Annotated in this window: 27 protein-coding genes and 1 pseudogene; 19 read left to right on the top strand and 9 right to left on the bottom strand. The window is 61.1% G+C overall.

Annotated features, from left to right (window positions below; genetic code table 11):
• Window positions 1-244: 244 nt before the first annotated feature.
• From ACEW7X_RS09680 to phaP, 4 genes are all read left to right on the top strand, one after another.
• Window positions 245-1,081 carry an EI24 domain-containing protein gene (locus ACEW7X_RS09680; RefSeq protein ID WP_068369800.1) on the top strand — a complete coding sequence of 279 codons (837 nt, stop codon included), beginning with the start codon at window positions 245-247 and terminating at the stop codon, window positions 1,079-1,081.
• Between the two features lie 60 nt (window positions 1,082-1,141).
• Entirely contained in the window at window positions 1,142-1,966 is an 825-nt protein-coding gene (locus ACEW7X_RS09675; protein WP_068369796.1) for a competence/damage-inducible protein A, read from the top strand.
• Between the two features lie 159 nt (window positions 1,967-2,125).
• Window positions 2,126-2,941 carry an IclR family transcriptional regulator gene (locus ACEW7X_RS09670; protein ID WP_068369793.1) on the top strand — a complete coding sequence of 272 codons (816 nt, stop codon included), beginning with the start codon at window positions 2,126-2,128 and terminating at the stop codon, window positions 2,939-2,941.
• Between the two features lie 354 nt (window positions 2,942-3,295).
• A complete protein-coding gene (gene phaP, locus ACEW7X_RS09665; RefSeq protein ID WP_068369790.1) occupies window positions 3,296-3,862 on the top strand; it encodes a TIGR01841 family phasin in 567 nt (188 codons plus the stop codon).
• A gap of 221 nt (window positions 3,863-4,083) precedes the next feature.
• Here the strand turns inward: phaP and ACEW7X_RS09660 are convergent, their stop codons facing one another.
• The gene (locus ACEW7X_RS09660; protein ID WP_068369787.1) at window positions 4,084-4,446 is read right to left on the bottom strand and encodes a hypothetical protein; all 363 of its coding nucleotides are present in this window, start codon (window positions 4,444-4,446) and stop codon (window positions 4,084-4,086) included.
• A gap of 37 nt (window positions 4,447-4,483) precedes the next feature.
• Window positions 4,484-4,564 (bottom strand): annotated as a pseudogene (locus ACEW7X_RS09655) (SulP family inorganic anion transporter); the annotation flags it as partial.
• Window positions 4,565-4,768: 204 nt separating this feature from the next.
• Between ACEW7X_RS09655 and ACEW7X_RS09650 the strand changes: the two are divergent.
• From ACEW7X_RS09650 to ACEW7X_RS09630, 5 genes are all read left to right on the top strand, one after another.
• Window positions 4,769-5,011 carry a hypothetical protein gene (locus ACEW7X_RS09650; RefSeq protein ID WP_130487535.1) on the top strand — a complete coding sequence of 81 codons (243 nt, stop codon included), beginning with the start codon at window positions 4,769-4,771 and terminating at the stop codon, window positions 5,009-5,011.
• Between the two features lie 13 nt (window positions 5,012-5,024).
• Window positions 5,025-6,365 (top strand): NAD(P)/FAD-dependent oxidoreductase, encoded by a 1,341-nt coding sequence (locus ACEW7X_RS09645; protein ID WP_068369785.1) that lies wholly within the window; start codon window positions 5,025-5,027, stop codon window positions 6,363-6,365.
• Between the two features lie 11 nt (window positions 6,366-6,376).
• Window positions 6,377-6,742 carry a DUF5368 domain-containing protein gene (locus ACEW7X_RS09640; RefSeq protein ID WP_068369784.1) on the top strand — a complete coding sequence of 122 codons (366 nt, stop codon included), beginning with the start codon at window positions 6,377-6,379 and terminating at the stop codon, window positions 6,740-6,742.
• 35 nt (window positions 6,743-6,777) lie between these two features.
• Window positions 6,778-7,155 (top strand): carboxymuconolactone decarboxylase family protein, encoded by a 378-nt coding sequence (locus ACEW7X_RS09635; protein WP_068369781.1) that lies wholly within the window; start codon window positions 6,778-6,780, stop codon window positions 7,153-7,155.
• Between the two features lie 101 nt (window positions 7,156-7,256).
• Window positions 7,257-7,628, top strand: coding sequence for a DsrE family protein (locus tag ACEW7X_RS09630; protein WP_420177142.1), 372 nt, complete (start codon window positions 7,257-7,259; stop codon window positions 7,626-7,628).
• 485 nt (window positions 7,629-8,113) lie between these two features.
• Here the strand turns inward: ACEW7X_RS09630 and ACEW7X_RS09625 are convergent, their stop codons facing one another.
• A complete protein-coding gene (locus ACEW7X_RS09625; protein ID WP_068369778.1) occupies window positions 8,114-9,028 on the bottom strand; it encodes a LysR family transcriptional regulator in 915 nt (304 codons plus the stop codon).
• Window positions 9,029-9,295: 267 nt separating this feature from the next.
• Here ACEW7X_RS09625 and ACEW7X_RS09620 point away from each other — a divergent pair, with 267 nt between their 5' ends.
• Entirely contained in the window at window positions 9,296-10,813 is a 1,518-nt protein-coding gene (locus ACEW7X_RS09620) for an acetyl-CoA hydrolase/transferase family protein (RefSeq protein WP_127774464.1), read from the top strand.
• 203 nt (window positions 10,814-11,016) lie between these two features.
• Here the strand turns inward: ACEW7X_RS09620 and ACEW7X_RS09615 are convergent, their stop codons facing one another.
• The 6 genes from ACEW7X_RS09615 to ACEW7X_RS09590 form a co-directional block, all read right to left on the bottom strand.
• Window positions 11,017-12,063: a quinone-dependent dihydroorotate dehydrogenase gene (locus tag ACEW7X_RS09615; protein ID WP_420177141.1), complete on the bottom strand. Its 1,047-nt coding sequence runs from the start codon at window positions 12,061-12,063 to the stop codon at window positions 11,017-11,019.
• 119 nt (window positions 12,064-12,182) lie between these two features.
• Window positions 12,183-12,962: an arginyltransferase gene (locus ACEW7X_RS09610; protein WP_068369770.1), complete on the bottom strand. Its 780-nt coding sequence runs from the start codon at window positions 12,960-12,962 to the stop codon at window positions 12,183-12,185.
• Window positions 12,959-13,792, bottom strand: a complete 834-nt coding sequence (gene aat, locus ACEW7X_RS09605; RefSeq protein WP_420177140.1) for a leucyl/phenylalanyl-tRNA--protein transferase — start codon at window positions 13,790-13,792, stop codon at window positions 12,959-12,961. Before aat ends, ACEW7X_RS09610 begins: the two co-directional genes overlap by 4 nt.
• Before the next feature lie 5 nt (window positions 13,793-13,797).
• A complete protein-coding gene (locus ACEW7X_RS09600; protein ID WP_068369764.1) occupies window positions 13,798-14,376 on the bottom strand; it encodes an NUDIX hydrolase in 579 nt (192 codons plus the stop codon).
• Window positions 14,377-14,456: 80 nt separating this feature from the next.
• Window positions 14,457-15,632, bottom strand: coding sequence for a hypothetical protein (locus tag ACEW7X_RS09595; RefSeq protein ID WP_420177139.1), 1,176 nt, complete (start codon window positions 15,630-15,632; stop codon window positions 14,457-14,459).
• Between the two features lie 256 nt (window positions 15,633-15,888).
• Window positions 15,889-16,506 carry a DUF2946 family protein gene (locus ACEW7X_RS09590; protein WP_339136771.1) on the bottom strand — a complete coding sequence of 206 codons (618 nt, stop codon included), beginning with the start codon at window positions 16,504-16,506 and terminating at the stop codon, window positions 15,889-15,891.
• On the opposite strand from ACEW7X_RS09590, the gene ACEW7X_RS09585 reads away from it, so the two are divergent.
• The 9 genes from ACEW7X_RS09585 (at window position 16,495) to ACEW7X_RS09545 (ending at window position 25,140) form a co-directional block, all read left to right on the top strand.
• Window positions 16,495-16,728: a hypothetical protein gene (locus ACEW7X_RS09585; protein WP_420177138.1), complete on the top strand. Its 234-nt coding sequence runs from the start codon at window positions 16,495-16,497 to the stop codon at window positions 16,726-16,728. The genes ACEW7X_RS09590 and ACEW7X_RS09585 overlap by 12 nt on opposite strands.
• 216 nt (window positions 16,729-16,944) lie before the next feature.
• The gene (locus ACEW7X_RS09580; RefSeq protein ID WP_420177137.1) at window positions 16,945-18,063 is read left to right on the top strand and encodes an ABC transporter permease; all 1,119 of its coding nucleotides are present in this window, start codon (window positions 16,945-16,947) and stop codon (window positions 18,061-18,063) included.
• On the top strand, window positions 18,057-18,911 hold the full coding sequence (locus ACEW7X_RS09575; RefSeq protein WP_083969536.1) for an ABC transporter ATP-binding protein: 855 nt from the start codon (window positions 18,057-18,059) through the stop codon (window positions 18,909-18,911). The genes ACEW7X_RS09580 and ACEW7X_RS09575 overlap by 7 nt, the downstream gene beginning before the upstream one ends.
• Window position 18,912: 1 nt before the next feature.
• A complete protein-coding gene (locus ACEW7X_RS09570) occupies window positions 18,913-19,851 on the top strand; it encodes an MlaD family protein (protein WP_130487472.1) in 939 nt (312 codons plus the stop codon).
• Entirely contained in the window at window positions 19,848-20,528 is a 681-nt protein-coding gene (locus ACEW7X_RS09565; RefSeq protein WP_420177136.1) for an ABC-type transport auxiliary lipoprotein family protein, read from the top strand. Before ACEW7X_RS09570 ends, ACEW7X_RS09565 begins: the two co-directional genes overlap by 4 nt.
• 405 nt (window positions 20,529-20,933) lie before the next feature.
• Window positions 20,934-22,367, top strand: a complete 1,434-nt coding sequence (locus tag ACEW7X_RS09560; protein ID WP_420177135.1) for a cytochrome ubiquinol oxidase subunit I — start codon at window positions 20,934-20,936, stop codon at window positions 22,365-22,367.
• Window positions 22,368-23,375 carry a cytochrome d ubiquinol oxidase subunit II gene (gene cydB, locus ACEW7X_RS09555; protein ID WP_253105466.1) on the top strand — a complete coding sequence of 336 codons (1,008 nt, stop codon included), beginning with the start codon at window positions 22,368-22,370 and terminating at the stop codon, window positions 23,373-23,375. It abuts the gene before it with no gap.
• Entirely contained in the window at window positions 23,375-23,707 is a 333-nt protein-coding gene (locus ACEW7X_RS09550; protein WP_242611493.1) for a DUF2474 domain-containing protein, read from the top strand. Before cydB ends, ACEW7X_RS09550 begins: the two co-directional genes overlap by 1 nt.
• Window positions 23,704-25,140, top strand: coding sequence for a PLP-dependent aminotransferase family protein (locus tag ACEW7X_RS09545; protein ID WP_420177134.1), 1,437 nt, complete (start codon window positions 23,704-23,706; stop codon window positions 25,138-25,140). The genes ACEW7X_RS09550 and ACEW7X_RS09545 overlap by 4 nt, the downstream gene beginning before the upstream one ends.
• Window positions 25,141-25,174 lie beyond the last annotated feature (34 nt).

Below are 25,174 nucleotides of genomic sequence, written 5' to 3'. Positions count from 1 at the left end.
CTGTGGGCCACTGTCGCCCTCGTGCCCTAGGGCGTTACGCCGCGCTGTTGCGAGTCTTGCTCGCAGTCTGGTCATGTGGCGCCGTAACGATGCGGTGCAATAACGACGCAGTGCCGTAACAATGCCGTGCCGTAACATCAGGCAACGCTTCCCTGGCGCGACGGGTGTCGGCGCGCGCGCGGGCGACAGAAGAGCCGTGCCCTGATCAGGGATAATGGCAGCAGTTTGCCAGGCAGGAGCCATCATGTCAGATCCCTACCGTCATCAGTCCCTTCCCATCGAGTCTCCAGCCGCCGCCTCTCCGCGTGAGGCGGCAGGCCCGGCCGCGCTGGCGCAAGCCTTCCAGCGCGCATTGGTGTCGTTATGGCACCCGCGCATGCTGCTGGCGCTGCTGCTGCCTTTCATCATCATGGCGGTAGGGGCGGTGTTGCTGGTGTGGTTCGCCTGGACACCGGTCAGCCAATGGTTGATGCAGCAGCAATCGAGCTGGTCGGCACTGGAAAACGCAGACGCCTGGCTGACGGGCATCGGCCTGTTCTCGTTGAAAGTCTGGCTGACGCCGCTGCTGGCCGCCTTGCTGCTGTTGCCGCTGGCAGGCCTGCTGGGCCTTTTGATTGCCGCCGTGTTCATCACCCCGATGGTGATGTCGCACCTGGAAAAGACGCGCTACCCCGGCCTGCAACGCAAAGGCCGGCATGGTTGGGCGCTCAGCCTGTGGAACGCTTGCTGGGTCGGGACGGTCTTCTGCGTGGGCTGGGTCGTGACCTTGCCGCTCTGGCTATTGCCGCCCGCAGGCATGGTGCTGTCCATCTTCTGGTGGACCTTTGCTTTTACCCGCCTCATGCGCGTCGATGTACTGGCCGAACATGCCAGCCCGGACGAGCGCCGCTTGCTGTTGCAGCGGCAAGGCAAGGGGTTCTGGTATGCCGGCCTGATCTGCGCGCTGCTCAACCTGCTGCCGCCCGCATGGCTGGTGCTGCCGGTCTATTCGGCACTGGTTTTCGGCCACTATGGCATGGAAGGTTTGTCGCGCCTGCGCACCGGATCGGTGCATGGTCAAGGCGGCGTGAGGAGCCTATGATATGCAGTCATCAGCGGGCATGCGCAGCGTGTGCCCTGGATTGAACCCACGGATGCACATATGACGCAAGAGTTCCCGGCACGGCGCTTTTCCCTGATTATCGTCGGCGATGAAATTTTGTCCGGCAGGCGCGAAGACAAGCACCTCAGCAAGGTCATCGCCTTGCTGGGAGAGCGCGGCCTGTCGCTTTCCCATGCGGAATTCCTGCCGGATGATTTCGATACCCTGGTCGAAGCCTACCGGCGCAGCTTTGCCCGTGGCGACATCGTATTTTCCTGCGGCGGCATAGGCGCCACGCCGGATGACAAGACTCGCCAGGCGGCCGCCCGGGCGCTGGATGTGCCCCTGGCGCTGCACCCGGAAGCGGTGCGCCTGATCACCGAGCGCTGCGCCGAAATGGCCGAAAAGGGCTCGGGCAGTGCAGACATGAACACGCCGGAGAACCAGCAGCGCCTGCAAATGGGTGTTTTCCCGGAAGGGGCGGAAATCGTGCCCAACCCGTATAACCGCATTCCCGGTTTTTTCATCCACGACCACACCTTCCTGCCCGGTTTTCCGGTCATGGCATGGCCGATGATCGAATGGACGCTGGACTACCGCTATGCTGATTTGCAGCACCGGCAGAATCGCGTCGAATACTCGTTCCTGGTTTTCAAAATGCCGGAGTCCCGCATCACGCCCGCGATGGAAGAAGTGGAACGCCGCTGGCCCGGTGTCAGTGCCTTCAGCCTGCCGACGGTTGGGGATGGCCAGGGCACCATGCCGCATATCGACCTGGGCGTGAAGGGCGAGCCCGAAGCCGCGGCCCAGGCACTGGCCTACCTGCGTGACGAAGTGGTACGGCTGGGTGGGCTGCTGCAGGCGCCGGCAGCACATCAGGCCTGAGAGCAGCCATTCCGTACCCATGAACGGCATTCATGGGTACGCGTGAAAATCCTTGTATTTTGCATGGCACTTTTTCACGATATGAGATTAAAATAAAAAAATTGCTGCACCGCCGCATGCGCTATTCCAGCTGCATGGACGTCTTTGCCGATAAGAAAAATGACTCGACCCTCAGTCAAGCTGTCGCCGGGAGACCAGGCGTCCCAGCCCGAATCGTCCGGGATCGCCATTCAGGTACTGGAACGCGCCATGCGCTTGCTCGATGCGCTGGCCGCCCAGCCAGACCCTATCTCGCTGAAAGACCTGTCTCATGCCACCGGTCTGCACCCGTCGACTGCGCACCGTATCCTGCATGATCTGGTGCAAGGCCGCTTTGTCGAACGTGTCGATAGCGGCATGTACCAGCTCGGCATGCGCCTGCTGGAATTGGGCTCGCTCGTCAAGGGCAGGCTGGACGTGCGCGAGGCCTCGATTGCTGCCATGCGCAATCTGCATCGCTTGACACGCCAGACTATCAATCTTTCGGTGCAGCAGGGCGATGAAATCGTCTACATCGACCGCGCCTGGAGCGAACGCTCCGGCATGCAGGTCGTGCGTGCCATTGGCGGCCGGGCGCCGCTGCACCTGACTTCCACCGGCAAGTTGTTCCTGTCCATGGTGGACAGCCGGCAGCTGCGTTCCTATGCGATGCGTACAGGGCTGGCGGGCAATACGCGCAACAGCATCACCAGCGTGGATGCGCTCGAGCAGGAGCTGGCCAAGGTCAAGCGCCTCGGGTATGCGCGAGACAACGAAGAACTGGAGCCCGGTGTTTGCTGCATTGCCGCAGGAATACGTGACGACAGCGGCAAGCTGGTCGCCGGTCTGTCCATTTCCTCGCCAGCGAGCCGCATGCAGGACGAGTGGCTGGACTTGCTGGTGCAGGCGGCGGACAGCATTTCGTCGGCGCTGGGTTTCGAGCCTGAGCACAGCTGAAAACGACCAGGCAGGTTCTGCCCGCAGTCCCTGGACGGAACGCGTAAGTGATTTTTTCAAAAGGAGAAAATCAGCCCGCGTGACGGTCCACTGGCGCGAAAGTGGCGTGAATGCTGGCGCTGCGTGATGCACGGCGAAAATTTGCAGCCAGGCTGTAACAACTCGGTCATGCCCACGTCGTTGACATTAATGAAGAAATGTATAAAATTCAGTTTGTGCAGCGCAACAACCGGCTGATCAGGCCGGCAGGTGTGGTAAGCGCGCTGCCTATCGCTACGATTCGCTGAGATTCACGTATTCCAGGGTCAACCTTTTCCGTCTCTGCCAGGAGAGACGGTAATCCAGGAGATAAGCATGAGCGCCATTCCGCAACAATTCGCCGCCGGCCAAAAGTCGGCTGTTGACAGCATCGTCAACTTCCAACAATCCCTGTTCGGCGGCTTCGAGAAGCTGGTTGAACTGAACCTGAAGACCGTGCGTGCCTCGCTGGACGAAGCCGCACAACTGGCGCAGCGTGCCCTGGAAGTCAAGGATCCGCAACAGGCCGCCGGTCTGGTGTCCGGCCTGGCCCAGCCCTCCGCCGACAAGGCGCTGGCCTACAGCCGCCAGGTTTACGACATCATCGCTTCGGTGCAGGGCGAACTGACCCGCCAGGCTGAAGCCCGCGTGGCAGAGCAACAGCGCTTCGTGTCCGAGCTGGTCGAGCAACTGAGCAAGAATGCCCCGGCAGGCTCCGAGCATGCCCAGGCACTGCTGAAGTCGGCTCTGGCTTCGGTCAACGGTGCCTATGACACCTTCTCCAAGGCTGCCAAGCAGGCTGCTGAAGTTGCCGAGAAGAATGTGCATGCTGCTGCCAATGCGTCGTTCCAGGCTGCTTCCGAAGCTGCTGGCGCCGCTGCCAAGGCTGCCAAGGTCGCCTGATCCGCTATCTGCAGGGTTCAAGAAAACCGCTGCTCCGGTTTATCCGGAGTGGCGGTTTTTTCATTTCACCAAGGCTCCAGCACCTAACTTCACTGGACTACATCGAAGTCGCAGTCGATGCGGAGCGACTTCCAGGTGTTGGCAGGGATGGTGCACAGTCTTGGCTTCATCGTGGCCGTCACGGTGGCTATCGCACCGTGAAACAACAACCCAAGGCTGGCTCAAGCCAGGCTTTCAGGGGCCAGTTTGGCGATGGCCTGATAGTGCGTGAGGTGGATGCGGCCATCAAGGTAGCGCACATTGGCGAAATACAGGCTTTCGTCGATGCGCAGTCCCAGCACATGTGCGCTGGTGCGCACCGGGTGCCGCAGCACGTTGCGGAAATGCTCGGTACCCGGCACTTGCCCCACCACAGCGATGTGGGGACGGCTACTGCGGTATAGGTGCAACACCAGGGCTAATCCCACCCCAGTCACTAGGCCGATTTCCACGCCAGCTAGCAAGGTGGCGGCCAATGTGGCTGCCACTACCGAGAAATCGAAGCGCGAGTAGATCCACGTCCGCCGCAGCGGGCCCAACTGCAAGCGTACAGCTGCTGCCCAGGACCGCGTAGGCTAATAGCGGCAGTATGCTGGCGTACAGGCCAGTTTGAGGTGGCAGGCCGGCCAACAGGGCATAGGCCAGGCTTTGCGGGATCAGCATTAGCGTGACGACGCCAGCGGCCAGCAGGTCGCCGGTGAACTGGTTCCGGTTGTAGCGTCGGCCCCACGTCAGGATAGGAAACCAGCGCCGAAAGCGCTTTGGCTGTGTGGCATGTGGGCGCTGACGTTGTGTTTGCATGCCAGGGTCTCTTTCAATATCAATTTTTATAGTTTATATTTTTATATATTGATAGTCGAAAGGCACATTTCCAGTAAGCAAACCACGCCCGAACAACTGCGCGAACATGCAGGTAAAGCCTGTGCATTGCTCAAGGCGCTTGCCAACGAAGACCGATTGATGCTCTTGTGCCAGACCGCTTTAGGACGGCAGAACGTGGAGGAACTGGAAGGGGCTACGGGTATCCGGCAGCCCTCTTTGTGTTTGGCCAGCGATAACGTCGTGTGCATCATGCGCACACTCTGGAATATCTATTGCGCCCCGACGTGACGGGGCTGACACCATGACAAGAGCAAAAGACCTCATTGGAGACATCGCATTTGATCGTCGTCGGGCATTGCTGATGCTGGGCACTGCATGCGCCGCGGGCTCGACATGTTCAGCGAATGCTGCCCGTGCGACGGGCAAGACGCCGACCAAGGCGCGTATCGTCATCGCGGGCGCCGGCGCAGCGGGCCTGACTGCGGCTTCGCGCCTGGCTGCCGCGCTCGACGGCGCCCAGATTACCCTGATCGACGCACGCAAGGAACACTTCTACCAACCGGGGTTCACGTTGGTCGGCTCAGGCATCAAGCCGGTGAACTACGTTACGTCCTCCACCGCCGACTACGTGCCAATGGGGGTGGAACAGGTTCAGGAGCGCGTGGCCGAGTTCGACCCGGAAGGCAACCGCGTCGTTACTGAAAGTGGAAAAGCCTACCCCTACGACTTCCTCATCGTCGCCACCGGCATGCAGCTGGAATACGGCTTGATCGAGGGCATGGATGACAAGCTAATCGGTCAGAACGGCATCGGCAGCATCTACCACAGTCCGGCGGGAGCGCTGGCCACCTGGCAGGCCATGTCTGCGTTTGCCGACCGGGGTGGCCGTGGTGTGTTCATGCGCCCCGCCACCGAGATGAAGTGTGCGGGCGCTCCTCTCAAGTACACCTTCGTGACCGAGGATTACCTGACGCGGCGCGGGCAACGTGGCAAGGCTGAGGTGGTCTACAACGCGAACAACAAGGCATTGTTCAGCGTGCCCATCGTCTCGGAGAAGGTGCGCATGCTGTTTCAGGCGCGTGGCATCAAGATGAACTATGACCGCGTACTCAAGGCCATCGACCCGGGCAGGAAGATCGCCACCTTCAGCACACCCGATGGCATGGAGGAGCAGAACTACGACTTCATCCATGTCATCCCGCCTATGCGTGCGCCGGAGGTTATTCGCAATAGTCCACTTCCGTGGCAGACGGGTGCCTGGTCCGTCGAAGGATGGCTGGAGGTTGACCAGGGCACGCTGCGCCATGTGCGCTATCGCAACGTCTTCGGCGTGGGCGACATCGCTGGCGTGCCCAAGGGCAAGACGGCAGCCAGCGTAAAGTGGCAGGTGCCGGTGGCAGTCGATCACATGGTCGCGGAGATAGCAGGCAAGTCGTCGGAGGCCGTCTACACCGGCTACACCTCGTGCCCGCTGATCACGCGCCTGGGCCAGGCCATGCTGGTGGAATTCGACTACCAGAACAACCTGGTGCCGTCGTTCCCGGGCGTGATCGCACCGTTGGAAGAGCTGTGGGTCAGTTGGGTCATGAAGACCATGGCCTTGAAGCCAACCTACATCAGTATGCTGCGCGGTCGCGCCTGAGGAACCCCAACATGAAAGAACTTGATCCTTTGGTCTTGCTGGTGGTCTTCCAGGAAATGCTGGGGCCCTTGCTGTGGTTGCTCATGGCAGTGGTGGTGCTGGGCTTGCCGGCGTTCATTGTTCTACTGATTCGTGAGCGCGGCATCGTGTCGCGTCGCCTGGTCCGTTCGCAAGCCCTGGGCGTGATCGGCGGTGGCCTGGCACTGGTGCTGATGGCTCAAGTGTCATCATCCGGTTTCACCGATGCTGGCGGGCCTGCAGACTGGTTCCTTATTGCCCTGGTGTTCGGGCTGGGGCTTGTGGTTTCGACCCTCCTTTTCTACACCGTCGACGGCTGGTGGTCTCGACGCGGTATGTCCGCGCGGTCTTCGGTCTGATTTCAACCTGATATTTCTACCAATGAGGAGTTTCGATGACGAACAGCTATAAACAATTGACCCAGGACGTGATGGCTAATCTGGTGCCCCTGCATAAGGGTGTTCCGCAGGTTATGAAGGGTTTCGGCGAGATGGGCAAGTCTGCCATTGCCAACGGGGCACTGGACGCCAAGACGAAAGAACTGATCGCGCTCGCGGTGGGTGTGGCGGCACGCTGTGACGGTTGCATCGCGTTCCACACCAAGGCCTTGGTCAAGCTCGGCGCCACCGAAGCCGAAGTCCACGAAGCGCTGGGCGTTGCCATCTACATGGGCGGTGGTCCTTCGGCAATGTATGCCTCGAATGCCGTAGCCGCTTTCAACGAGTTTTCGGCATTGGCCGGTAACTCGGGTGCAAAAGCCTCCGAGCAATAGCAAGTGAGAGAGTCGCAGATCGTGTTGATTCTGCCCCCTCATTGGAGGCGAAAGCGACCGGCGCCTCCCTATATCCACTTTGTACGATTTAGGACCTGACCATGCAAACCACTGATTTTGTTGCGACCGTTTTCGATGGAAGAAGCAACCCCAACAAGGTGACTGTGACCTTCACCATGGCCCTCAACGCACTACTCAAGGGCTACACCGCCACCATTATTCTGATGGTGGCAGCCGTCGAACTTGGCAAGCCGGGTGCTTGCGCCGGCATGGACATCGGCAAACCCTTCGAACCTGTTGCCAGTCTGTTGGACACGTTCCTGGAAAAGGGAGGGCGGATCGCGATCTGCGGCTCTTGCATGACCCACAACGGCATGACGGCTGAACAGATGGACCCACGATTCAGCATCATCAGTGCACCGGACGTAATTGATCTGTTGATGCAGGCCAAGGGGTCGTTACAGGTGACTTGACGTCAGCCTTGACATCGCCCCTGATTGCGACTCGATGAGTCCCCCTTCAATGCCGTAGTCGCCTGGCGCGTTGCCAGGCGTCCACGCTGGCCTGCTGGACTTTCCGTGTGGCTCTTGATGAACCGACGCGATGTCTGGGCGTGGGGAGCTCCACCTAGTATCTCCGCGATGTAGCTGTTGGTGCAGCAGTCTCGCCGTCACCGTTGCAGCAGAGATCTATTGTTCCTACGGGATATAACTCAGCCGAGCCCAAGGGAAACGACGTCCCTGGTTGAAACGGGCGTGGGCATTGGTGAACTTGGGGCCTTAGTTTTAATCCGGGGATAATCCGGCCTAAGCCATTGATACACAATGGTTTAGGTTTATCAATCTGGCTGAAAGCTTGACGGCGGACATTTTTCATGGGTGTGCGAGTGGTCAGGGGTAGCAGGGGCAGGGCCGATTTCAGCAGTGCCCGGACATGCTCGGAGCCTACCAGGGCAAGGTCAGCTGGAAATGGGTTCGGCGCCCGTGCCGGAACGGTCATTCATGACTTCGTCGCAGACTTCCAGCCAGGCCCTGGCAGCATGGGATATATAGCGTTCGCGCGGCCAGATGTGGCCCACCTGCCATTTCAGGTCGGGTTTCACCAGCCGCATCAGGCACATGTCTGCAGTCTTCAAGCGTTTGATCAAGGGGTCGGGCAGGACGGCATAGCCCAGTCCCGCCGATGCCATCGACACCAGGAAATCCCAGTGTGCGCTGTGGGTTGCCACTTTAGGCGCGAATCCCGCGCTGCGAAATGCCTGGCGCAACCGCCGGGTCAGGGCGAAATCTTCGTCCAGCATCAACAGCGGCAGTTCGGCCAGCTGTGCGAAGGGCAAGGTCTTGCGCCCACGTAACGGGGAGCGACCCGGCCCGACGACCCAGAGGGGGTAATCGCCGAAAGCCTGGGTGACCAGCTCCGGATGGTCGGCAGGCAGAATCGTGGCCCCGACCTCCAGCTCGCCGGACGCCACCAGCCGCTCCACTCCCTGGCCGGTTGCCTCGCGCAGTTGCAGGTCAATGGCCGGGTAGCGTTCACGGAACCGTTGCACGACCGGTGTGAACAACAGGTTAACCATGGGGGGAATGCCAACCGTCAGGGTGCCGCGCACCAGGCCGGTGGTTTCCTGGACTTCCAGCGCAATGCGCCGCATTCCGGCAAGGATTTCCTGGCCGCGCTCGTAGACGATCTGGCCCACATCAGTAGTATGCACACCGCGCGCTTCCCGTATCAGCAGGGGCGCGCCGATTTCATCTTCCAGCTGGCGCACCATCTTGCTGATGGTCGACTGGGTCACGTACAGCGCTTCGGCAGCCTGGGTAAAGCTGGCCCGCCTGACGGTTTCGACGAAGTAGCGCAAAGCGCGGATATCCATGCCTGTTTCCCATGAAAAAATAGAATGGCTGGGATGATATTAAGTCATAAACTGACTGGTCACCAGTGCCTATACTCGGCTCATCAGCACTGTTCAATGCCTGGTTCCCTGGAAAGAACGGCATTGCGCATACCCGCAAAAGGGCGTTGCAACCGCAATCAATTGCGGCCTGGGCAACGGAAGAATGTCGCCGGGAGACCTTCTTGAGAAGGCCAAGGTTGGGCTATCCCGGCCAGTAGCGATATCGGAATCAGGAGACACCACACTATGCATAGCGATCGTATCCGCCTTGCCTCCCTGAAGGACAAGATCGTATCTGCCGACGCAGCGGCTGAAATCTTCCGTGACGGCATGGTCGTCGGCATGAGCGGCTTTACCCGCGCCGGCGATTGCAAGGCCGTACCGCATGCGCTGGCGCGCCGCGCCATTCGCGATCCTCTCAGTATCACGCTGATCACCGGCGCCTCGCTGGGCCACGACACCGACAAGCTGCTGGCCGAAGCCGGCGTACTGGGTCGTCGCCTGCCGTTCCAGGTGGATACCACCCTGCGTCGCAAGATCAACGCCGGTGAAGTGAAATTCATCGACCAGCATTTGTCGGAAACCGTCGAGCAACTGCGCTCCGGCTTCCTGGGCAAGCTGGATGTGGCCGTGATCGAAGCCTGTGCCATCACCGAAGATGGCGGTATTGTGCCCACCATGTCCGTGGGTAATTCGGCCACCTTCGCCACGATGGCCGAACGTATCATCATCGAGCTGAACACCCAGGTGCCAGCAGCCCTGGAAGGCTTTCACGACATCTACCTGCCGGCGGAGCGCCCGAACCGCCAGCCCGTGCCGCTGACCGACGTTGGCCAGCGCATCGGCAGTACCAGCATCAAGGTCGATCCGTCGCGTATCGTCGCCATTGTCATCACCGACCAGCCGGACAGCCCGTCCAACGTGTTGCCGCCGGACGAGGAAACCGCCGCCATTGCCGGCCACATCAACGATTACCTGCTCAATGAAGTCCGTCATGGACGGCTGACTCATTCATTGCTGCCGCTGCAGGCGGGCATAGGCACCATCGCCAATGCGGTACTGCACGGCCTGGTGGATTCGCCCTTCCACGACCTGACGATGTACTCGGAAGTGCTGCAGGACAGCACCTTCGCGCTACTGGATTCCGGCCAGATGAGCTTCGCTTCGGCGTCGTCCATCACGGTCTCCAAACCGGTGTACGAGCAGCTGATCGAAAACGTCGAAAAGTACCGTTCGCGCCTGGTCCTGCGTCCGCAAGAGATCAGCAACCTGCCCGAGCTGGTACGCCGCTTTGGCCTGATCACGCTGAATACCGCGCTGGAATTCGACATCTACGGCAATGTGAACTCCACCCACGTGGGTGGCACGCACATGATGAACGGCATCGGCGGTTCGGGCGACTTCGCCCGCAATGCCCATACCTCCATCTTCGTGACCAAGTCCATTGCCAAGGGCGGGGATATCTCCAGCGTGGTGCCCATGGTGCCGCACGTGGATCACTCGGCGCATGATGTCGACATTCTGGTGACGGAAACCGGTCTGGCCGACCTGCGTGGCCTGGCGCCGCGCGAACGCGCCGCTACCATCATCGAGAACTGCGTGCATCCGCTGTATCGCGAAGAACTGCGCGAATACTTCCGTGCCGCTTGCAAGCGTGGCGGCCAGACGCCGCACATTCTCGAAGAAGCCTTTGCCTGGCATACGCGCTTCCAGCAAACGCATAGCATGCTGGCGAATCAGGAGCATGAAGTCGCCGTTGTTTGAGACAGCAACGGTATTTGCCTAGCGCCCGGAGACGCTCCGGGGCTTTTATCGGCCGTCACTGTGTGGCGGCCGTTTTTTTTGTGCTGAAACCTGGGGTGGGGCTGGCGGAATCTCGGCTGACGCCTGGGACAGGCGCGCGCGGTATGCTGCCGCGCGCGTTCTGTCTGGCTGGAAATCTATAGCTGCGGTATATCTGCCCTGTATCAGCCTTGTTGCAGGGCCTGGACGCACTCCTGTACCAGACCAGGGCCACGATAGATCATGCCGGTGTAGATCTGTACCGCCTGGGCGCCTGCGGCGATTTTTTCCTGGGCGCGCTGGCCGGAATCTATGCCGCCTACCCCGATAATGGCGCAGCCGCCAGCCAGGCGACCATGCAGGCGCCGGATGACTTCCAGGGACAATTCATGCACGGGCGGGCCGGAAAGCCCGCCGGCCTCTTGTGCATGGGGCAGGCCTTCCACGGCGCTGCGCGAGAGCGTGGTATTCGTGGCGATCACGCCATCCACGCGATGGCGTAGCAGCGTTTCCGCGATGGCATCTACTTCTTCTGTGCTGAGGTCCGGAGCGATCTTGACGGCCAACGGAACGTTGCGGCCGTGGCGGTCGGCCAGCGCCTGGCGCTTTTCCTGGAGAGCGGCAAGCAAGGCATCCAGCGCGTCGCCGCTTTGCAAGCTGCGCAGGTTCTTGGTGTTGGGCGAGGAAATGTTCACGGTGACGTAATCCGCATGCGGATAGACGCCTTCCAGGCCCAGCAGATAATCGTCCACGGCGCGTTCCACGGGGGTGTCGGCATTCTTGCCGATATTCAAGCCCAGGATGCCGCCATGCTGGCGCCAGGTGCTGCGTTGCACGTTCTGGAGAAAAACATCCAGCCCTTCGTTATTGAAGCCCATGCGGTTGATGAGCGCCTGGCCCTGCGGCAGGCGAAACATGCGCGGCTTGGGGTTGCCTGGTTGCGGGCGCGGCGTGACCGTGCCAACTTCCACGAAACCGAAGCCCAGGGCGCCGAGCGCGTCGATGCAGGCGCCATTCTTGTCCAGCCCGGCGGCCAGGCCCACGCCGTTGCGCAGTGTCAGGCCCATGAGCTCCACCGGCTTGCCGGCGCAGCGTTGTTCCAGCAGCGGGCGAGTGAGCTGGCAACGTTGCAGGCGCGCCAGGTTGCGCAGCGTCAGTTCGTGCGCGGTTTCCGCGTCCAGCGAAAAAAGGGCGCGGCGTGTCAGGGGGTAAAGCGTGGAGAGCAGGGACATGGCGGGCGGTCAGGAAGAGAACCTAGAATGAATGTGCCGCGCCCGCCGGAGGGCAGGGACGGGAGAATAAGTGTAGAGGATGCTGTTCAGCCTGGGGGCTGTAAAAACGGTATACATGCTCAGGCCTGGTGTAGCGCAGGCGGATCTGGCCATTGTGCCGGCGGTAACTGTTCGAACGGCAGCCAATGATCATCGCGCAGGATTTGCGCCGGCCTATAACCGGACTTGTAATGCATTTTCGGGTGGCCCGGGATCCAGTACCCCAGATATAGCCAGGGGCGTTGGTTTTCCTGGCATTGCGCAATCTGCCACAGGATGCTGTAGGCGCCCAGGCTGCCGGGGGTGTCAGGGTCGTAGTAGGTATAGACCGCTGATAGTCCATCATCGAGCAGGTCAATGACAGAGACCATGATCAGCCGGCCGTCGGCCGGGTCGCGGAACTCTACCAGGCGGGTCTCCACCCGTGAGGCCAGCAGGAACTGTGCGTATTGTTCGGGGTCGCCGTCGTCCATACCACCTCCGGCATGGCGTTGCGCCTGGTAGCGTTGGTAGAGCGCGTAGCTTTCCTCGGACCACGCCGGGGCCAGTACACGGGCCTGCAGGTGCGCATGGCGTTTCCAGGCACGCTTCTGGCTGCGGCTGGGCTGGAAATGTTGCGCGTCGACGCGCAGTGGCGTACAGGCTTGGCATTGGTCGCAATGCGGGCGGTAGATATGCAGGCCGCTACGGCGAAAGCCCAGCCGTATCAACTGGCTATAGGCGCCGTCATAAAGTTCCTGTCCGGCCTGGACCACCTGGGAGCGTGCCTGCCTTTCGGGCCAATAGCTACATTCATAGCTTTCCGTCCGGTAGCAGCGTAGCCAGGCACCGGAAGGCGGAGTTTGCCGCGCCTGCATCATGCCTGCCTCTCGCGAAAGACGTCGGGCGGCGCGGCCACAGATCTGGCCGCACCTGCAGGACTGGCTGTGGTATCTGGGTGGCTGGGGACAGGCAGCGGGTGCAGTCGCCCTTGGCTATCGAGCCAGCCCGGCTGCCAGGGCGGCACGGGCTGTTGGCAGGCGGCGGCAATATGGGCCAGGAATGCCTCGCGGCTGCGAGGCCGGGCGCCCAGGCTGGCCAGGTGTGCGGTCTGTTGTTGGCAATCTATCCATTGCACGCCATGGCGTGCCAGGAAACGCACCAGATGGGCCAACGCAATTTTCGATGCATTGCTGCGGCGGGTAAACATGGATTCGCCAAAGAACATGCTTCCCAGGCTGACACCATACAAGCCGCCGGCCAGCCGGCCATCCATCCAGGTTTCTATGCTGTGGACCGCCCCCGCCAGGTGCCAGTCTTCATACACACGCCGCATGGCGGGCACAATCCAGGTGCTGCCATCTTCCGTTCTGGGGGCAGCGCATGCGGCAATAACATCCGCGAAGGCGGTATCCACCTGCACGCATACGGTGTAGTCACCCTGGCCTTGTGCTCGTTCGATCTGGCGCAACTGCTTGCGCAAGGCATGTGGCGGCGAAAACTCGTCGCAGGCCAGCACCATGCGTGGATCCGGGCTCCACCATAACACCGGGTCGCCAGCGGAAAACCAGGGGAAAATACCTTGACCATAGGCTTGACGCAGCCTGGCGACCGAAAGGTCGGCGCCTGCGGCCAGCAAGCCATCCGGCACTTCAAGTGCCTGTCCGGCAGGAGGAAAAGGAGTGTCGGCTTCCAGCCAGGGAATGCGCATGCCTTTCAGTGTATGGGCAGGGTATAGCGGTGAACGCCGAACTCAGGCTGTTTGCGGTCTTCGAAAAAATGCCGCAAGGTCGACGATACGCTGAGAAACGATAGGTGATCCCAGGGGATGTCGGCTTCATCGAAAAACGCGGCTTCCAGGCTTTCCGGACCTGGGTCCAGTTTTTCGTCCAGTACGTTGGCAAGATAATAAATATGAACCTGATTGACGCCCGGCACGTCGATCACGGTGAAGAGCGGGCCGGCCTCGACCTGCGCGCCAGCTTCTTCCAGCGTTTCCCGCAGGGCACCTTGTTCGGTGGTTTCTTCCAGCTCCATGAAACCGGCAGGCAAGGTCCAGAAGCCATAGCGGGGTTCGATCGCCCGGCGGCATAGCAGCACTTTGCCGCGCCAGACCGGCACACAGCCAACCACCATGCGCGGGTTCTGATAGTGAACCGCACCACAATGCTGGCAAAGATCGCGCACGCGGTTGTCACCCGGCGGGATGGCACGAGTCAGCAGCGTGCCGCATTGGCTGCAATAGCGTTGCTGGCGTGGGGCGGGGAAGTAAAAATCTGCGGGAAGGTCGCTCATGCGGCCATTTTAGCGACAGACGCCCTGGCCGGGGGAGTCTTCCCGGCCAAACGCGTTGAATCTGTCACGCCGGCATCGGTTCAATGCCAGATGCCTTCCAGTGTCCGGGCATCCAGCAGGCGCCGGCCCCAGGCACGCAGCGTCGTGCCATCCGCCAGTTGCAGACGTTGCAGGTCGGCCGCTGACAAGGGGCCGAACCGGACTTCCAGCTGCTCGCGCAACAGTCCCGCCATGCCTTCGTGACGTCCTGTTTCCAGGCCTTGTGTCAGGCCCTTCTTAATGCCGATTCGTTCCACGCTGCTGATATAGGCCACGTTGCGTTCCTCCTCGAAGTTTGCCAGGGATTGCCAGAATTGTTCGTCCAAAGCGGGCGGCAGGGCGAGAATGCCGTCGATGAACAGGAATAGTTGCCTGACGCGCGCGGCAGGCCAGCCGTATTGATAGAGGTTGCGTACCAGCCGGGTTTTTGCCTCCAGACGTACCTGGGGCGCATCGCGCCGGGCGGCGGCGAGTTCTGCCAATACCACGACGGCAAATGGGTTGTCGGGCGCCCGGGCTTGAAGTTCGTTCTCCTGATCGGCCCAGCTCTGCAAATGTACCACCGGCACTCGATAGGCCAGGCTCAGAAAATCCTTACCTTCTGGGGCGTAGTCATAGTGCAGATGCGACGCCCGTCCGGGGCTGCGCGTAATGATGGCAAATTGCAGGATGGGGGTGTCAGGATAGGTTTCATATAACCTGGCGAAGTAGCTATACATGCGTTTGGCAAAATGACTGGCCAGACGCTGCTGGATTTCCACGTGCAGCAGCATCAGTGCTGGCGCGCCATTGCGCAGCCGCACGCGGACCAGCTTGTCGGGATAGCGCCGGTTGCGGCGGCGACCGGGGTTCAGCGCGCGTAATTCCTTGTCGAGTAAATCGAGTGGCGAGTTCCAGTCGACCGCGTCATGCAAGTCCGGCCAGAACAAGGCCATGCAAGGTGCCAGCAGCGAGGCCAGCGCGTCTTTCCAGTGACCGTCGAAATCGGTGCCTGGCGACGTGTGGGCGGTGGGCGGCGACGTGGCCTCTGTGTGCGTCGGGGCATGCAGCATCCGCACGGGAAAGGGCAGGCATTGATAGGGCCGGCGCGGCATATCCGGGTGGCGCGGCTTGATGCCCGGCCGGGTTGCGAAAGGGGAGCGCGAGGCGGCATCCGGCGGCGGGTTGGTATTGGTGGCCTGGCTGCCTGCAGGTGAAGTGGGTGACGGTGATGGCATGGGGACGCTTCCTGGCGGATCGGACGTCATAGCCTAGCGCCTGGCGTCAGTTTGCAGGCAGACAGAGTGCTCAAATGAGCACAGTGGATTGGCCGCCGGCCGTTCGTGCAGTTTCAGCTCCGCTAGTGTCGTTTCAGCAGCTTATGCGGTTGCGGCTGTTTACGCCCTCTCGGGGGCATCTCAGCCGAATGCGCAGCGTAGGGGCCCTTTTTTGCCCAGTTTTCTGTACGTCAAAGTGCCTGGACTGCTGTGCCTGCTAGATGCTTGGGTGTCTTTGGAAACCGAGTTCGGCAGGCAGTCGTTGCTCGCCTATGCCCATCAGCGGTGCCCCTGGGAGCTGGCCGTCCAGTTGAACGTCCGGCAGCAGCAAGACGCTGGCGGCGTCGTCGGCAAGTTCCGGGTAGTGGGCCAGCCAATACTGCAACAGGCTTGCGCCATTGGGCAGCATCAGCCGCCTGGCGGTGCTTTCCAGTTCACGATCATCCAGCGCAGCCGGACCCAGGGCGGTTTGGGCATAGAGCCTGCCGTCACTGCTCAGCCACCAGGCGAAAATATTGCCGGCGGGCATACCCAGGTGGTTTTCCAGTGCACTTTGCGTGTCATTCCAGCGCAACAGGTAGGGCGCCGCCTCCAGGCTTACAAAAACACGCTGGGGCCCATTCTGGAAAAACCAGCGGCCATGGTCGTCATGGCTGTAATTGCGTGCAATAAAGGCGCGCAGGCCGTCGTGTGCAATGCGCTCCCCCGGTGTGCCGGTATTGGCATCACCGTGTTCATGCAGGCGCCAGGCGCCACGTGCATCCAGCGAAAGCCAACCACAGGCTGCGGGAACGTCCGGCCAGCGTTGCATGGCGTCGATGACTTGTCTGTCCATTTATTGCCCATCTCGATTCAAGGCACCGTGCTGTCCGAAAAATCTCTGCGCTGGGAACGTACATCCGGCCAGTCCGTCATCATCCGCGCAGTTGCCAGTTGCCAGTTGCCAGTTGCCAGTTGCCAGTTGCCAGGCGGCGCTGCGCCGGAATGGCAGATGTTTTTTCAAGAAAGCGTGACATCCATCAAAGATATTCGAATTGTCGCCTTCGAATTGCAATGAAAAGATTGGAAGTATAAATATAGTCACTCTTGTGCGACAAAATCAGCATGGCAAGTTAGCATACGGGTCGGTTGTCATTGTGGCTGGTTTTGGGTGGGGCCGCATCGTAGGTGGCATAGGCAGTCTTATGCCTGTCCCTTGCTCGGCCGGCGTTGCAACAATGCGCATGCACGCTGGCCTTGGCCCAAGTTTAGGATACAGACGGAACTGACGGTGGTGGAATCAGCTTTTCTCTCTTGGGATGAAGCGAACGGCACGGCGCGATTGAGCGGCGAGTGGACGCTCGCCCATTACTCTCAGCTGCAGGCGATCACCGGCAATTACCCGTCGGCCAAGGTCAAGGCGCTGGATCTTGGGGATATCAAGGCCCTGGATACGGCCGGCGCAGCCATGCTGCTGGAATGGCTGGGCAAGGACGAACTGGCGCGTTTGCTGGGGCAGGGCGATGGCCTGGAACCTGGCCGGCTAGCCTTGTTGCGCGCCGTCATCCTGGCGGATCCTCCGTTGGATGCCCCGGCTGCCAAAAAGGCCAATGCCTTCACGCAGTTCCTCGAAAACGTCGGCACGGCCACGGAAAACATCTGGCACAACCTGGTTGGCCTGATGGGTTTCATCGGCCTGATCATCCAGTGCTCGCTGGGTGTGCTGCTGCGTCCCAGGCGCTGGCGCATGACGGCCATGGTGGCGCAGATCGAACAGGCGGGTTTCAACGCCATTCCCATCGTCATCATGCTGTCGTTCATGGTGGGGGCAGTGGTGGCCTTTCTGGGGGCGACCATTCTGGCGGATTTCGGCGCCAGCATTTACACCGTGAGCTTGGTCGGCTTTTCCTTCCTGCGAGAATTCGGCGTGTTGCTGACCGCCATTCTCATGGCCGGCCGTACTGCCAGTTCATTCACCGCGCAGATCGGTGCGATGAAATCCAATGAGGAAATCGACGCCATCCGGGCCCAGGGCCTGGACCCCATGGAAATGCTGGTGGTGCCCAGGGTGCTGGCGATGCTGATCGCCTTGCCGCTCCTGACGTTCATTGCCATGATGGCCGGGATTCTGGGCGGCATGCTGGTGTGTGCCGTGAGCCTGGATATTTCCCCGACCATGTTCCTGTCCATCATGCAGGAAAACATTCCGGTGCGGCATTTCGTGCTGGGGATGGTCAAGGCGCCGGTATTCGCGTTCATGATTGCCGCGATCGGTTGCCGCGAAGGTTTCAGTGTGCGCGGCAGCGCCCAGTCGGTGGGTGAACACACGACTTCCAGCGTGGTGCAGTCCATCTTCCTCGTCATCCTGCTGGATGCGGTGGCTGCATTGTTCTATATGGAGATGGGATGGTGACGGAACAGGATGTTGCTGCCGCCAGCGCGGCAGCAGCTGCACAGCCTGCCGCGGGCGCGGCAGACGCCGAACCCATTATCCAGGTGCGCGGCGTGCGTAATCAATTCGGCAAGCAGGTTGTGCACAATAATCTCGATCTCGATGTGCGCCGTGGGGAAATCATGGGCGTGGTCGGCGGCTCGGGGACCGGCAAATCGGTGTTGTTGCGCACTATCGTCGGATTGCAGCGGCCAGCCGCTGGCGAGGTCAAGGTGTTCGGCCAGAACCTGCTGGCGTTGCCCGAAGCGCAGCGTTCCAAGCTGGAACGCCGTTTCGGCGTATTGTTCCAGAGCGGCGCCCTGTTTTCCTCGCTGACGGTTACTGAAAACGTCGCTTTGCCGCTGATAGAACATGCGGGGCTTTCGCGGCCGGAAGCCGAGCGCCTGGCAGGCCTGAAGCTGGCGCTGGCAGGCCTGCCGCCCGATGCTGGCCCCAAGTCGCCATCTTCGCTGTCGGGCGGCATGGTCAAGCGCGCCGCACTGGCGCGCGCATTGGCGCTTGATCCCGATATTCTGTTTCTGGATGAACCCACTGCGGGGCTGGACCCGATCGGTGCGGCGGCATTCGACCAATTGATCCTTACCCTGCGCGGTGCGCTGGGTTTTACCGTGTTCCTCGTGACTCACGATCTGGACACGCTTTATACGATTTGCGACCGTGTCGCCGTGCTTTCCGACAAGCGGGTGCTGGTTGCAGACAGTCTGGATGTCGTGGAAGAGGTCGACAACGACTGGATTCGCGCCTATTTCCATGGCCCGCGCGGGCGCTCGGCCGAGCGTGCGGCGCGGCAAGTGAAGGAGAGCAACTGATATGGAAACCCGCGCCCATCATATTCTGATTGGCACCTTTGTCACGCTGGCCGTGGCAGCCATCATGCTGTTTGCGCTATGGCTGCACAAATCCTACGGGGATGGCGCGGTCAAGCATTACGAGGTCGTCTTCAATGAAACCGTGCGTGGCCTGTCGCAAGGCAGCGCGGTGGAATACAGCGGTATCGTGGTGGGCGACGTGGCGTCGCTGCGCCTCGATCCCAATGACCCGCGCCGGGTGTTGGCGCGTATTGCAATCAAGAGCAGTATTCCCGTTCGCAAGGATACGACTGCCGTCCTGGCCCTGACCGGCCTGACCGGCACTTCGGTGATTCAACTGGGCGGCGGTTCGCCCGGCAGCCCGCTGCTTGAAGGCAGCAACGGGCAGGACCCCGTCATAGTCGCCAGCCCGTCGCCGTTCGCCCGCATCCTCAACAGCGGTGAGAATACCGTCGCCAATATCAACGATCTGCTGCGCAACGCCAATCGAGTGTTCTCCGAAGAGAACGTGAACAACGTCAGTAAGATCCTGGCCAATGTCGAGGAAGTCAGCAATACGATGGCACAGCAAAGTGGCCATGTTTCCAGCATGCTGGATGCCCTGGCCGAAGCCGGTAAGGGGGCTGATCAAGCACTGGCGCAGATTTCGCAGCTGGCCCGTACCGCAGAAAAGGCGGTGGGCGAGCGTGGTGCTGCCATCATGGATAACGTGCGCAATACCACGGAGTCCCTGTCGCGCATTTCCGCCGAAACCGAGAACCTGCTGGCCAACCACTACGGCGCTCTGGCCAGTGGCATGCAAGGGCTGAGCGACATTGGCCCGGCGATACGTGAGCTGCGTAGCACGCTGGTGACCTTGCGTACGCTGATCCAGCGTCTGAATGAAGATCCGGCAGGTTACCTGCTGGGCCGCGATACCATACGGGAGTTCAAACCATGAGCGTCATTCTTCGTGGCCGTGTGCTGGCTGCTGCTGCCGTCCTGGCCAGCCTGGGCGCCTGCTCCATCCTGCCGGAGCCGGTCGTCCGTACCCCTTATGTGCTGCCGATGGCCGCCGTGCCGTCCAATGCCAGCCTGCCGCAGGCCGGCTGGAATGTTCGGGTGGTTACACCGCATGCCGTACGTTCACTGGATAGCCGGCAATGGTGGATCGTCGCGCCGGACGCGAGCGTCAGTGCCTACAAGGACGTACTCTGGGCCGAAGCTGCGCCGGTCATGGTACGTGAACGCCTGATCACCGCCTTCATTGATGCCCGCCGTTTCAGCGGTGTCAGCAATGAACTGTCCGGGCTGCCTGCAGATTTCGAACTGGAATCCAGCTTGAGGGCTTTCCAGGTGCTTCGTAAAGCCGATGGCGGCGGTACGGTCTACCTGCGTCTGGATGCCGACTTGCTGCACCTGGATTCGCGTCGCGTCGTCGCGGATCAGGTTTTCGAAGAGCGCGTGGACGTGCCTGACCTGGGCACGGAAACCGTGGTGCAGGCCTATGGCCGCGCCACTGATGCGCTGGCAGCGGACGTGCTGGCCTGGGCCATTGAGGCTGGCAACAAGAACTGGCAATCTCCGAGCACCCGGGTTGAGCCCATGCTGCTGCGCAGGCTGCCTGCGCAGCAGTAAGTATCTGCCGGATGCATTGACTGCCGGTGGTTCGGCTCTCAGTATAGCTGGACAAGGCAGTGTTCTGACTGATGCAGGGCCTCGGCCCGCGGGAAGTACGATATCGCGTTCACGACTAGCCCCTGCACGGTAACGGCAGGGGCTAGTTGCGTTGGGCGCGGCATTTGGCACGGCAGGAAGATGCCGGCTTGCACGCACCGACAGCAAGCCGGCTCATCTTCGGCAGCTTTCCGTCAATCTGATATGGTTTTTTTCCTGATTTCTGATTCTGTACTGAAATAGTGCTGGCGCTTAAGGTTCAGTTGTGGCCTTGCGTGCCCCATAAGGGCGGGCTTGGCTACCTGTGCCACGTAGCGGCGCCATGCCTGGAAACCGGGGGGGCCCGCGCTATCGGGAGTCTTCATCATGGAAGCAAGCGCATTATTGCTGGCGCGCATCCAGTTCGGTTTTACCGTGTCGTTCCACATCATTTTTCCGGCCATTACCATCGGCCTTGCCAGCTATCTGGCGGTGCTTGAGGCCTGTTGGCTGAAAACACGCCGGCCGGAATATCGTGACCTGTACCACTACTGGAGCCGCATCTTTGCCGTCAACTTTGGCATGGGTGTAGTTTCAGGCCTGGTCATGGCCTATCAGTTCGGCACCAACTGGAGCTATTTTTCGGAATACGCAGGCAGCATCACCGGGCCCCTGCTGGCTTATGAAGTATTGACAGCCTTCTTCCTGGAAGCAGGCTTCCTGGGTGTGATGCTGTTTGGCTGGCAGCGCGTCGGGCCGGGCCTGCACTTCTTTTCGACCGTCATGGTGGCGATAGGAACGCTGATATCGGCCACCTGGATCCTCGCTTCCAATAGTTGGATGCAGACCCCGGCAGGCTATGCCATTGCTGATGGGCGAATTATTCCTACCGACTGGTGGGCGGTGATTTTCAACCCGTCTTTTCCGTACCGGCTGGCACACATGGGCCTGGCTGCATTTGTGGCCACGGCCTTGCTGGTCGCGGCGACTGGGGCGTGGCACTTGCGCCAGGGCAACCAGGATAAGCGCGTCCGCCGTATGTTCGCCATGGCGCTGGGCATGCTGTTGCTCGCGGCGCCGCTACAGGCTTTCGTGGGCGATATGCACGGCTTGAATACACTCAAGCACCAGCCGGCCAAGATAGCCGCGATGGAAGGGCATTGGGAAAACCATCCGGGCGAGGGCTTCCCATTGCTGCTGTTTGCCGTGCCGGACATGAAAACCGAGTCGAACCGCTACGAAATCGGTATTCCGCGATTGGGTAGCCTGATCCTCACGCACAGCCTGGATGGCGAAATTCCCGGCTTGAAGGCATTCCCGCCGGAAGACAGACCGAACGCAACCGTGGTGTTCTGGTCGTTCCGTGTCATGGTCGGCCTGGGCCTGCTGATGATTCTGCTGGCGCTATGGGCGGCCTGGGCGCGCTGGCGCGGCCGTTTGTACGATGCGCGGCGCCTGCAGGGCTTCGCCATCTGGATGGGGCCAACCGGGCTGATCGCGATATTGGCCGGCTGGTACACCACGGAAATCGGGCGTCAGCCCTGGGTAGTGTACGGCCTCATGCGTACCAGCGATGCGGCCACGCCGCATAGCACCTTGACGCTGGGGGTCACACTGGCGGTCTTTCTCGTCGTCTATCTGCTGGTGTTTGGTGTGGGCATCTGGTACCTGTTGCGGCTGTTGGCCAGGCCGCCGGAAATCAGCGGCCCTGACGGCCATGAACCGGATGAGCAAGCGCCTGGAATGTTGCATGCGCATGGCCGGGCCGTCCCCGCGAACTTCCCGGCAGCAAATGCCAAGACCCAACGCACGGAGGCCTGAATGGGTATAGATCTGGCAGTTCTGTGGGCGATCATCATCCTTTTTGGCGTGCTGATGTACGTGATCCTGGATGGATTCGACCTGGGGGTAGGCATCCTGTTTCCATTCGTCGGCAACCGCGAAGACAGGGATGTCATGGTCAATACCGTGGCGCCGGTGTGGGACGGCAACGAAACCTGGCTGGTGCTGGGTGGGGCGGGCCTGATGGCGGCGTTTCCCTTGGCATACGCCGTGCTGCTGCACGCGTTCTACATCCCGCTGCTGGCCATGCTACTTGGGCTGATTTTCCGCGGCGTGGCATTTGAATTCCGGTTCAAGGCGACACCGGGGCACCGGCGCTATTGGGATATTGCCTTCACGGGCGGATCATTGGTTGCTGCCTTATGCCAGGGCATCGTGCTGGGGGCTTTCGTCGAAGGCATTGCCATGGATGGGCATCGCTACATCGGTGGCATTTTCGATTGGGCCACGCCGTTCTCGCTGTTGTCTGGCGTGGGCGTGGTGGTGGCCTATGCCTTGCTGGGCAGTACCTGGCTGGTACTGAAAACGGAAGGTGCCTTGCAGCGCCGGATGATGCGCCTGGCCCGGCCGCTGACCTGGCTCATGCTGGCGTGCATTGCGCTGGTCAGTGTGTTCACGCCGCTGGTGCAGGGTCACATTGCACAGCATTGGTTCAGCTGGCCAGGCATGTTGTGGCTGGCGCCGGTGCCGATACTGGTCCTGCTGCTGGCCGCGGGCTTGCTGCGCGCACTGGGCCGGCAGGCTGAAGCCGCACCGTTCACGCTGGCGCTTTGCCTGATATTGCTGGGCTACGGCGGCCTGGGGGCGGCGATCTGGCCGTACATCATTCTGCCGGGCATCACTATTTGGGACGCGGCTGCTCCCCTGCAAAGCCAGGGTTTTGCCCTTGTGGGCGCCTTGCTGATCGTTCCGGTCATCCTGATGTATACGGCATGGTCCTATTTTGTGTTCCGCGGCAAGGTCAAGCGCGGCGAGGGGTATCATTGATGAAAATGGAAATCCAGAAACCGATGATGGGCAAGCCTGCCGCCAGTTCATGGCAGCAGCGCCTGGCTTGGCTGCTGGGCATCTGGCTGGTCAGTGTCCTGGTGCTGGCGGGCATGGCCTATGGCATGCGCCTATTGATGTCGGCGGCCGGCATGACGGCAACCGGCCAGAGCGCATATTCGGCCACGCATGGCAGTGCCGGAAGGCAAGTTGCAGGGCTCTTGATGCAGCCGCATGGGGCAATTGCAGCCGTTACCGCGCAAGCGACGCCTGGGGCCGGCCGGCCCATGGTGCCGCTGGAACGGCCGGGTAGGGGAATGGCGCAAGTATGAAGCGTTACGAATCATTGGCCTATGAGTTTTCCGACGCCATTCGCACCGGCATCTGGCGCGCTGGCGACCGCCTGCCGTCAGTACGCAGCCTGGCCAGGGAACGCGGCGTCAGCCCGACGACGGTGTTCAGTACCTATTACCTGCTGGAATCCTGGGGCCTGGTACGGGCGCAGGACCGTTCGGGCTATTACGTTGTTGGCCATCCCGTCGTGCGCCCGCCCGAGTTCGATGGTGCAAAGGCCGATGTAGCCGGCCATGTGGTGCAGCCTAAAGTCATAGACCGGGTGTTCGACGTCCTGAGCGCGATGCTGCGCCGGGATGTCGTGCCGCTGGGCACGGCTTTTCCCAGCGCTCACCTGTTTCCGTTGGAGCGCCTGGGGCAACTGGTGGGCAAGGCCGCCCGCAATGTCGATCCCTGGAGCACCGTGGATAATCTCAGCATGGGTGATTTGCGCTTGCGGCGCAATATTGCGCGCCGTTATGCGGCGACGGGCAAAGCAGTGCATGCGGACGAAGTCATCATCACCAATGGCGCCATGGAAGCGCTCAACCTGTGCCTGATGTCCGTGGCAAGACCGGGGGATGCCGTGGCGGTGGAGTCGCCAGCATTTTACGGCGTGTTCCAGGCCCTGGAACGCCTGGGCCTGCGTGCCATAGAAATCCCGACGCACCCGGAGCAGGGCATGGACCTGCAGGTGCTGGAACAGGTGCTGGCCGAGCAACGCCCGGCAGCCTGCTGGGTGATGAGCCATTTCCAGAACCCGCTGGGCAGCCTCATGCCCGAGGAAAAAAAGCAGGCGCTGGCGGAAATGGCGGCGCGGCACCGCATCCCTGTCATAGAGGATGATGTTTATGGCGAGCTGCATTTCAGCAATGAAGCCTTGCGACCCATCAAATCCTATGACCGCGATGGCTGGGTGTTGCATTGCTCATCGTTCTCAAAAACCCTCGCGCCGCATTATCGCGTGGGTTGGGCGATTCCAGGGCGCTTCATTGACCGCATGGCGCGCCAGAAACTGACCTTCAGCCTGGCAGCCTCCATGCCGGCCCAGGTTGCGCTGGCGGCCTATCTGGAGCAGGGCAGCTACGACAAGCAATTGCGCCTGTTGCGGCGCACCTTGCAATCGACCCAGGGAGAAATGCTGCACGCGATTGCCGGCAGTTTTCCGGCCGAAACGCGCTGCACCCGGCCTGAAGGCGGCTATTTCCTGTGGCTGGAATTGCCGCAGGACGTCGATGCCATGACCCTGTTCCGGCTGGCGCTGGAGCAGGGCGTTTCGTTGGCGCCAGGGCCGATGTTCACTGCCAGGGACGGAGCCTATGGCAACTGCGTCCGGCTGAACTATGGGCTGGAGTGGAATGATTCCGTGGCACGCGCGGTGCAATGGCTGGGGCGGAATCTGAAGGCACCGGCGCCGCGGCAGGCAGCCTGATGAGGCGGGCTTGAGGCGGCTTGGCTACGGTCAG

The organism is Kerstersia gyiorum, from assembly GCF_048595715.1.
In the GTDB taxonomy this organism is placed as follows: Bacteria; Pseudomonadota; Gammaproteobacteria; order Burkholderiales; family Burkholderiaceae_B; genus Kerstersia; species Kerstersia gyiorum.
Note: the sequence above shows the minus strand (reverse complement) of the source record. Positions and strands in the feature narration are given on the sequence as shown.

Coding starts and splice junctions, on each gene's coding strand:
- ACEW7X_RS09575 (WP_083969536.1), top strand. CDS start 18,057: ATGGTGACGGAACAGGATGTTGCTGCCGCCAGCGCGGCAGCAGCTGCA.
- ACEW7X_RS09570 (WP_130487472.1), top strand. CDS start 18,913: ATGGAAACCCGCGCCCATCATATTCTGATTGGCACCTTTGTCACGCTG.
- ACEW7X_RS09645 (WP_068369785.1), top strand. CDS start 5,025: ATGACAAGAGCAAAAGACCTCATTGGAGACATCGCATTTGATCGTCGT.
- ACEW7X_RS09600 (WP_068369764.1), bottom strand. CDS start 14,376: ATGAGCGACCTTCCCGCAGATTTTTACTTCCCCGCCCCACGCCAGCAA.
- ACEW7X_RS09565 (WP_420177136.1), top strand. CDS start 19,848: ATGAGCGTCATTCTTCGTGGCCGTGTGCTGGCTGCTGCTGCCGTCCTG.
- ACEW7X_RS09550 (WP_242611493.1), top strand. CDS start 23,375: ATGAAAATGGAAATCCAGAAACCGATGATGGGCAAGCCTGCCGCCAGT.
- aat (WP_420177140.1), bottom strand. CDS start 13,792: ATGCGCATTCCCTGGCTGGAAGCCGACACTCCTTTTCCTCCTGCCGGA.
- ACEW7X_RS09625 (WP_068369778.1), bottom strand. CDS start 9,028: ATGGATATCCGCGCTTTGCGCTACTTCGTCGAAACCGTCAGGCGGGCC.
- ACEW7X_RS09545 (WP_420177134.1), top strand. CDS start 23,704: ATGAAGCGTTACGAATCATTGGCCTATGAGTTTTCCGACGCCATTCGC.
- ACEW7X_RS09615 (WP_420177141.1), bottom strand. CDS start 12,063: ATGTCCCTGCTCTCCACGCTTTACCCCCTGACACGCCGCGCCCTTTTT.
- ACEW7X_RS09560 (WP_420177135.1), top strand. CDS start 20,934: ATGGAAGCAAGCGCATTATTGCTGGCGCGCATCCAGTTCGGTTTTACC.
- ACEW7X_RS09590 (WP_339136771.1), bottom strand. CDS start 16,506: ATGGACAGACAAGTCATCGACGCCATGCAACGCTGGCCGGACGTTCCC.
- phaP (WP_068369790.1), top strand. CDS start 3,296: ATGAGCGCCATTCCGCAACAATTCGCCGCCGGCCAAAAGTCGGCTGTT.
- ACEW7X_RS09675 (WP_068369796.1), top strand. CDS start 1,142: ATGACGCAAGAGTTCCCGGCACGGCGCTTTTCCCTGATTATCGTCGGC.
- ACEW7X_RS09595 (WP_420177139.1), bottom strand. CDS start 15,632: ATGCCATCACCGTCACCCACTTCACCTGCAGGCAGCCAGGCCACCAAT.
- ACEW7X_RS09620 (WP_127774464.1), top strand. CDS start 9,296: ATGCATAGCGATCGTATCCGCCTTGCCTCCCTGAAGGACAAGATCGTA.
- ACEW7X_RS09670 (WP_068369793.1), top strand. CDS start 2,126: ATGACTCGACCCTCAGTCAAGCTGTCGCCGGGAGACCAGGCGTCCCAG.
- cydB (WP_253105466.1), top strand. CDS start 22,368: ATGGGTATAGATCTGGCAGTTCTGTGGGCGATCATCATCCTTTTTGGC.
- ACEW7X_RS09635 (WP_068369781.1), top strand. CDS start 6,778: ATGACGAACAGCTATAAACAATTGACCCAGGACGTGATGGCTAATCTG.
- ACEW7X_RS09640 (WP_068369784.1), top strand. CDS start 6,377: ATGAAAGAACTTGATCCTTTGGTCTTGCTGGTGGTCTTCCAGGAAATG.
- ACEW7X_RS09680 (WP_068369800.1), top strand. CDS start 245: ATGTCAGATCCCTACCGTCATCAGTCCCTTCCCATCGAGTCTCCAGCC.
- ACEW7X_RS09630 (WP_420177142.1), top strand. CDS start 7,257: ATGCAAACCACTGATTTTGTTGCGACCGTTTTCGATGGAAGAAGCAAC.
- ACEW7X_RS09610 (WP_068369770.1), bottom strand. CDS start 12,962: ATGATGCAGGCGCGGCAAACTCCGCCTTCCGGTGCCTGGCTACGCTGC.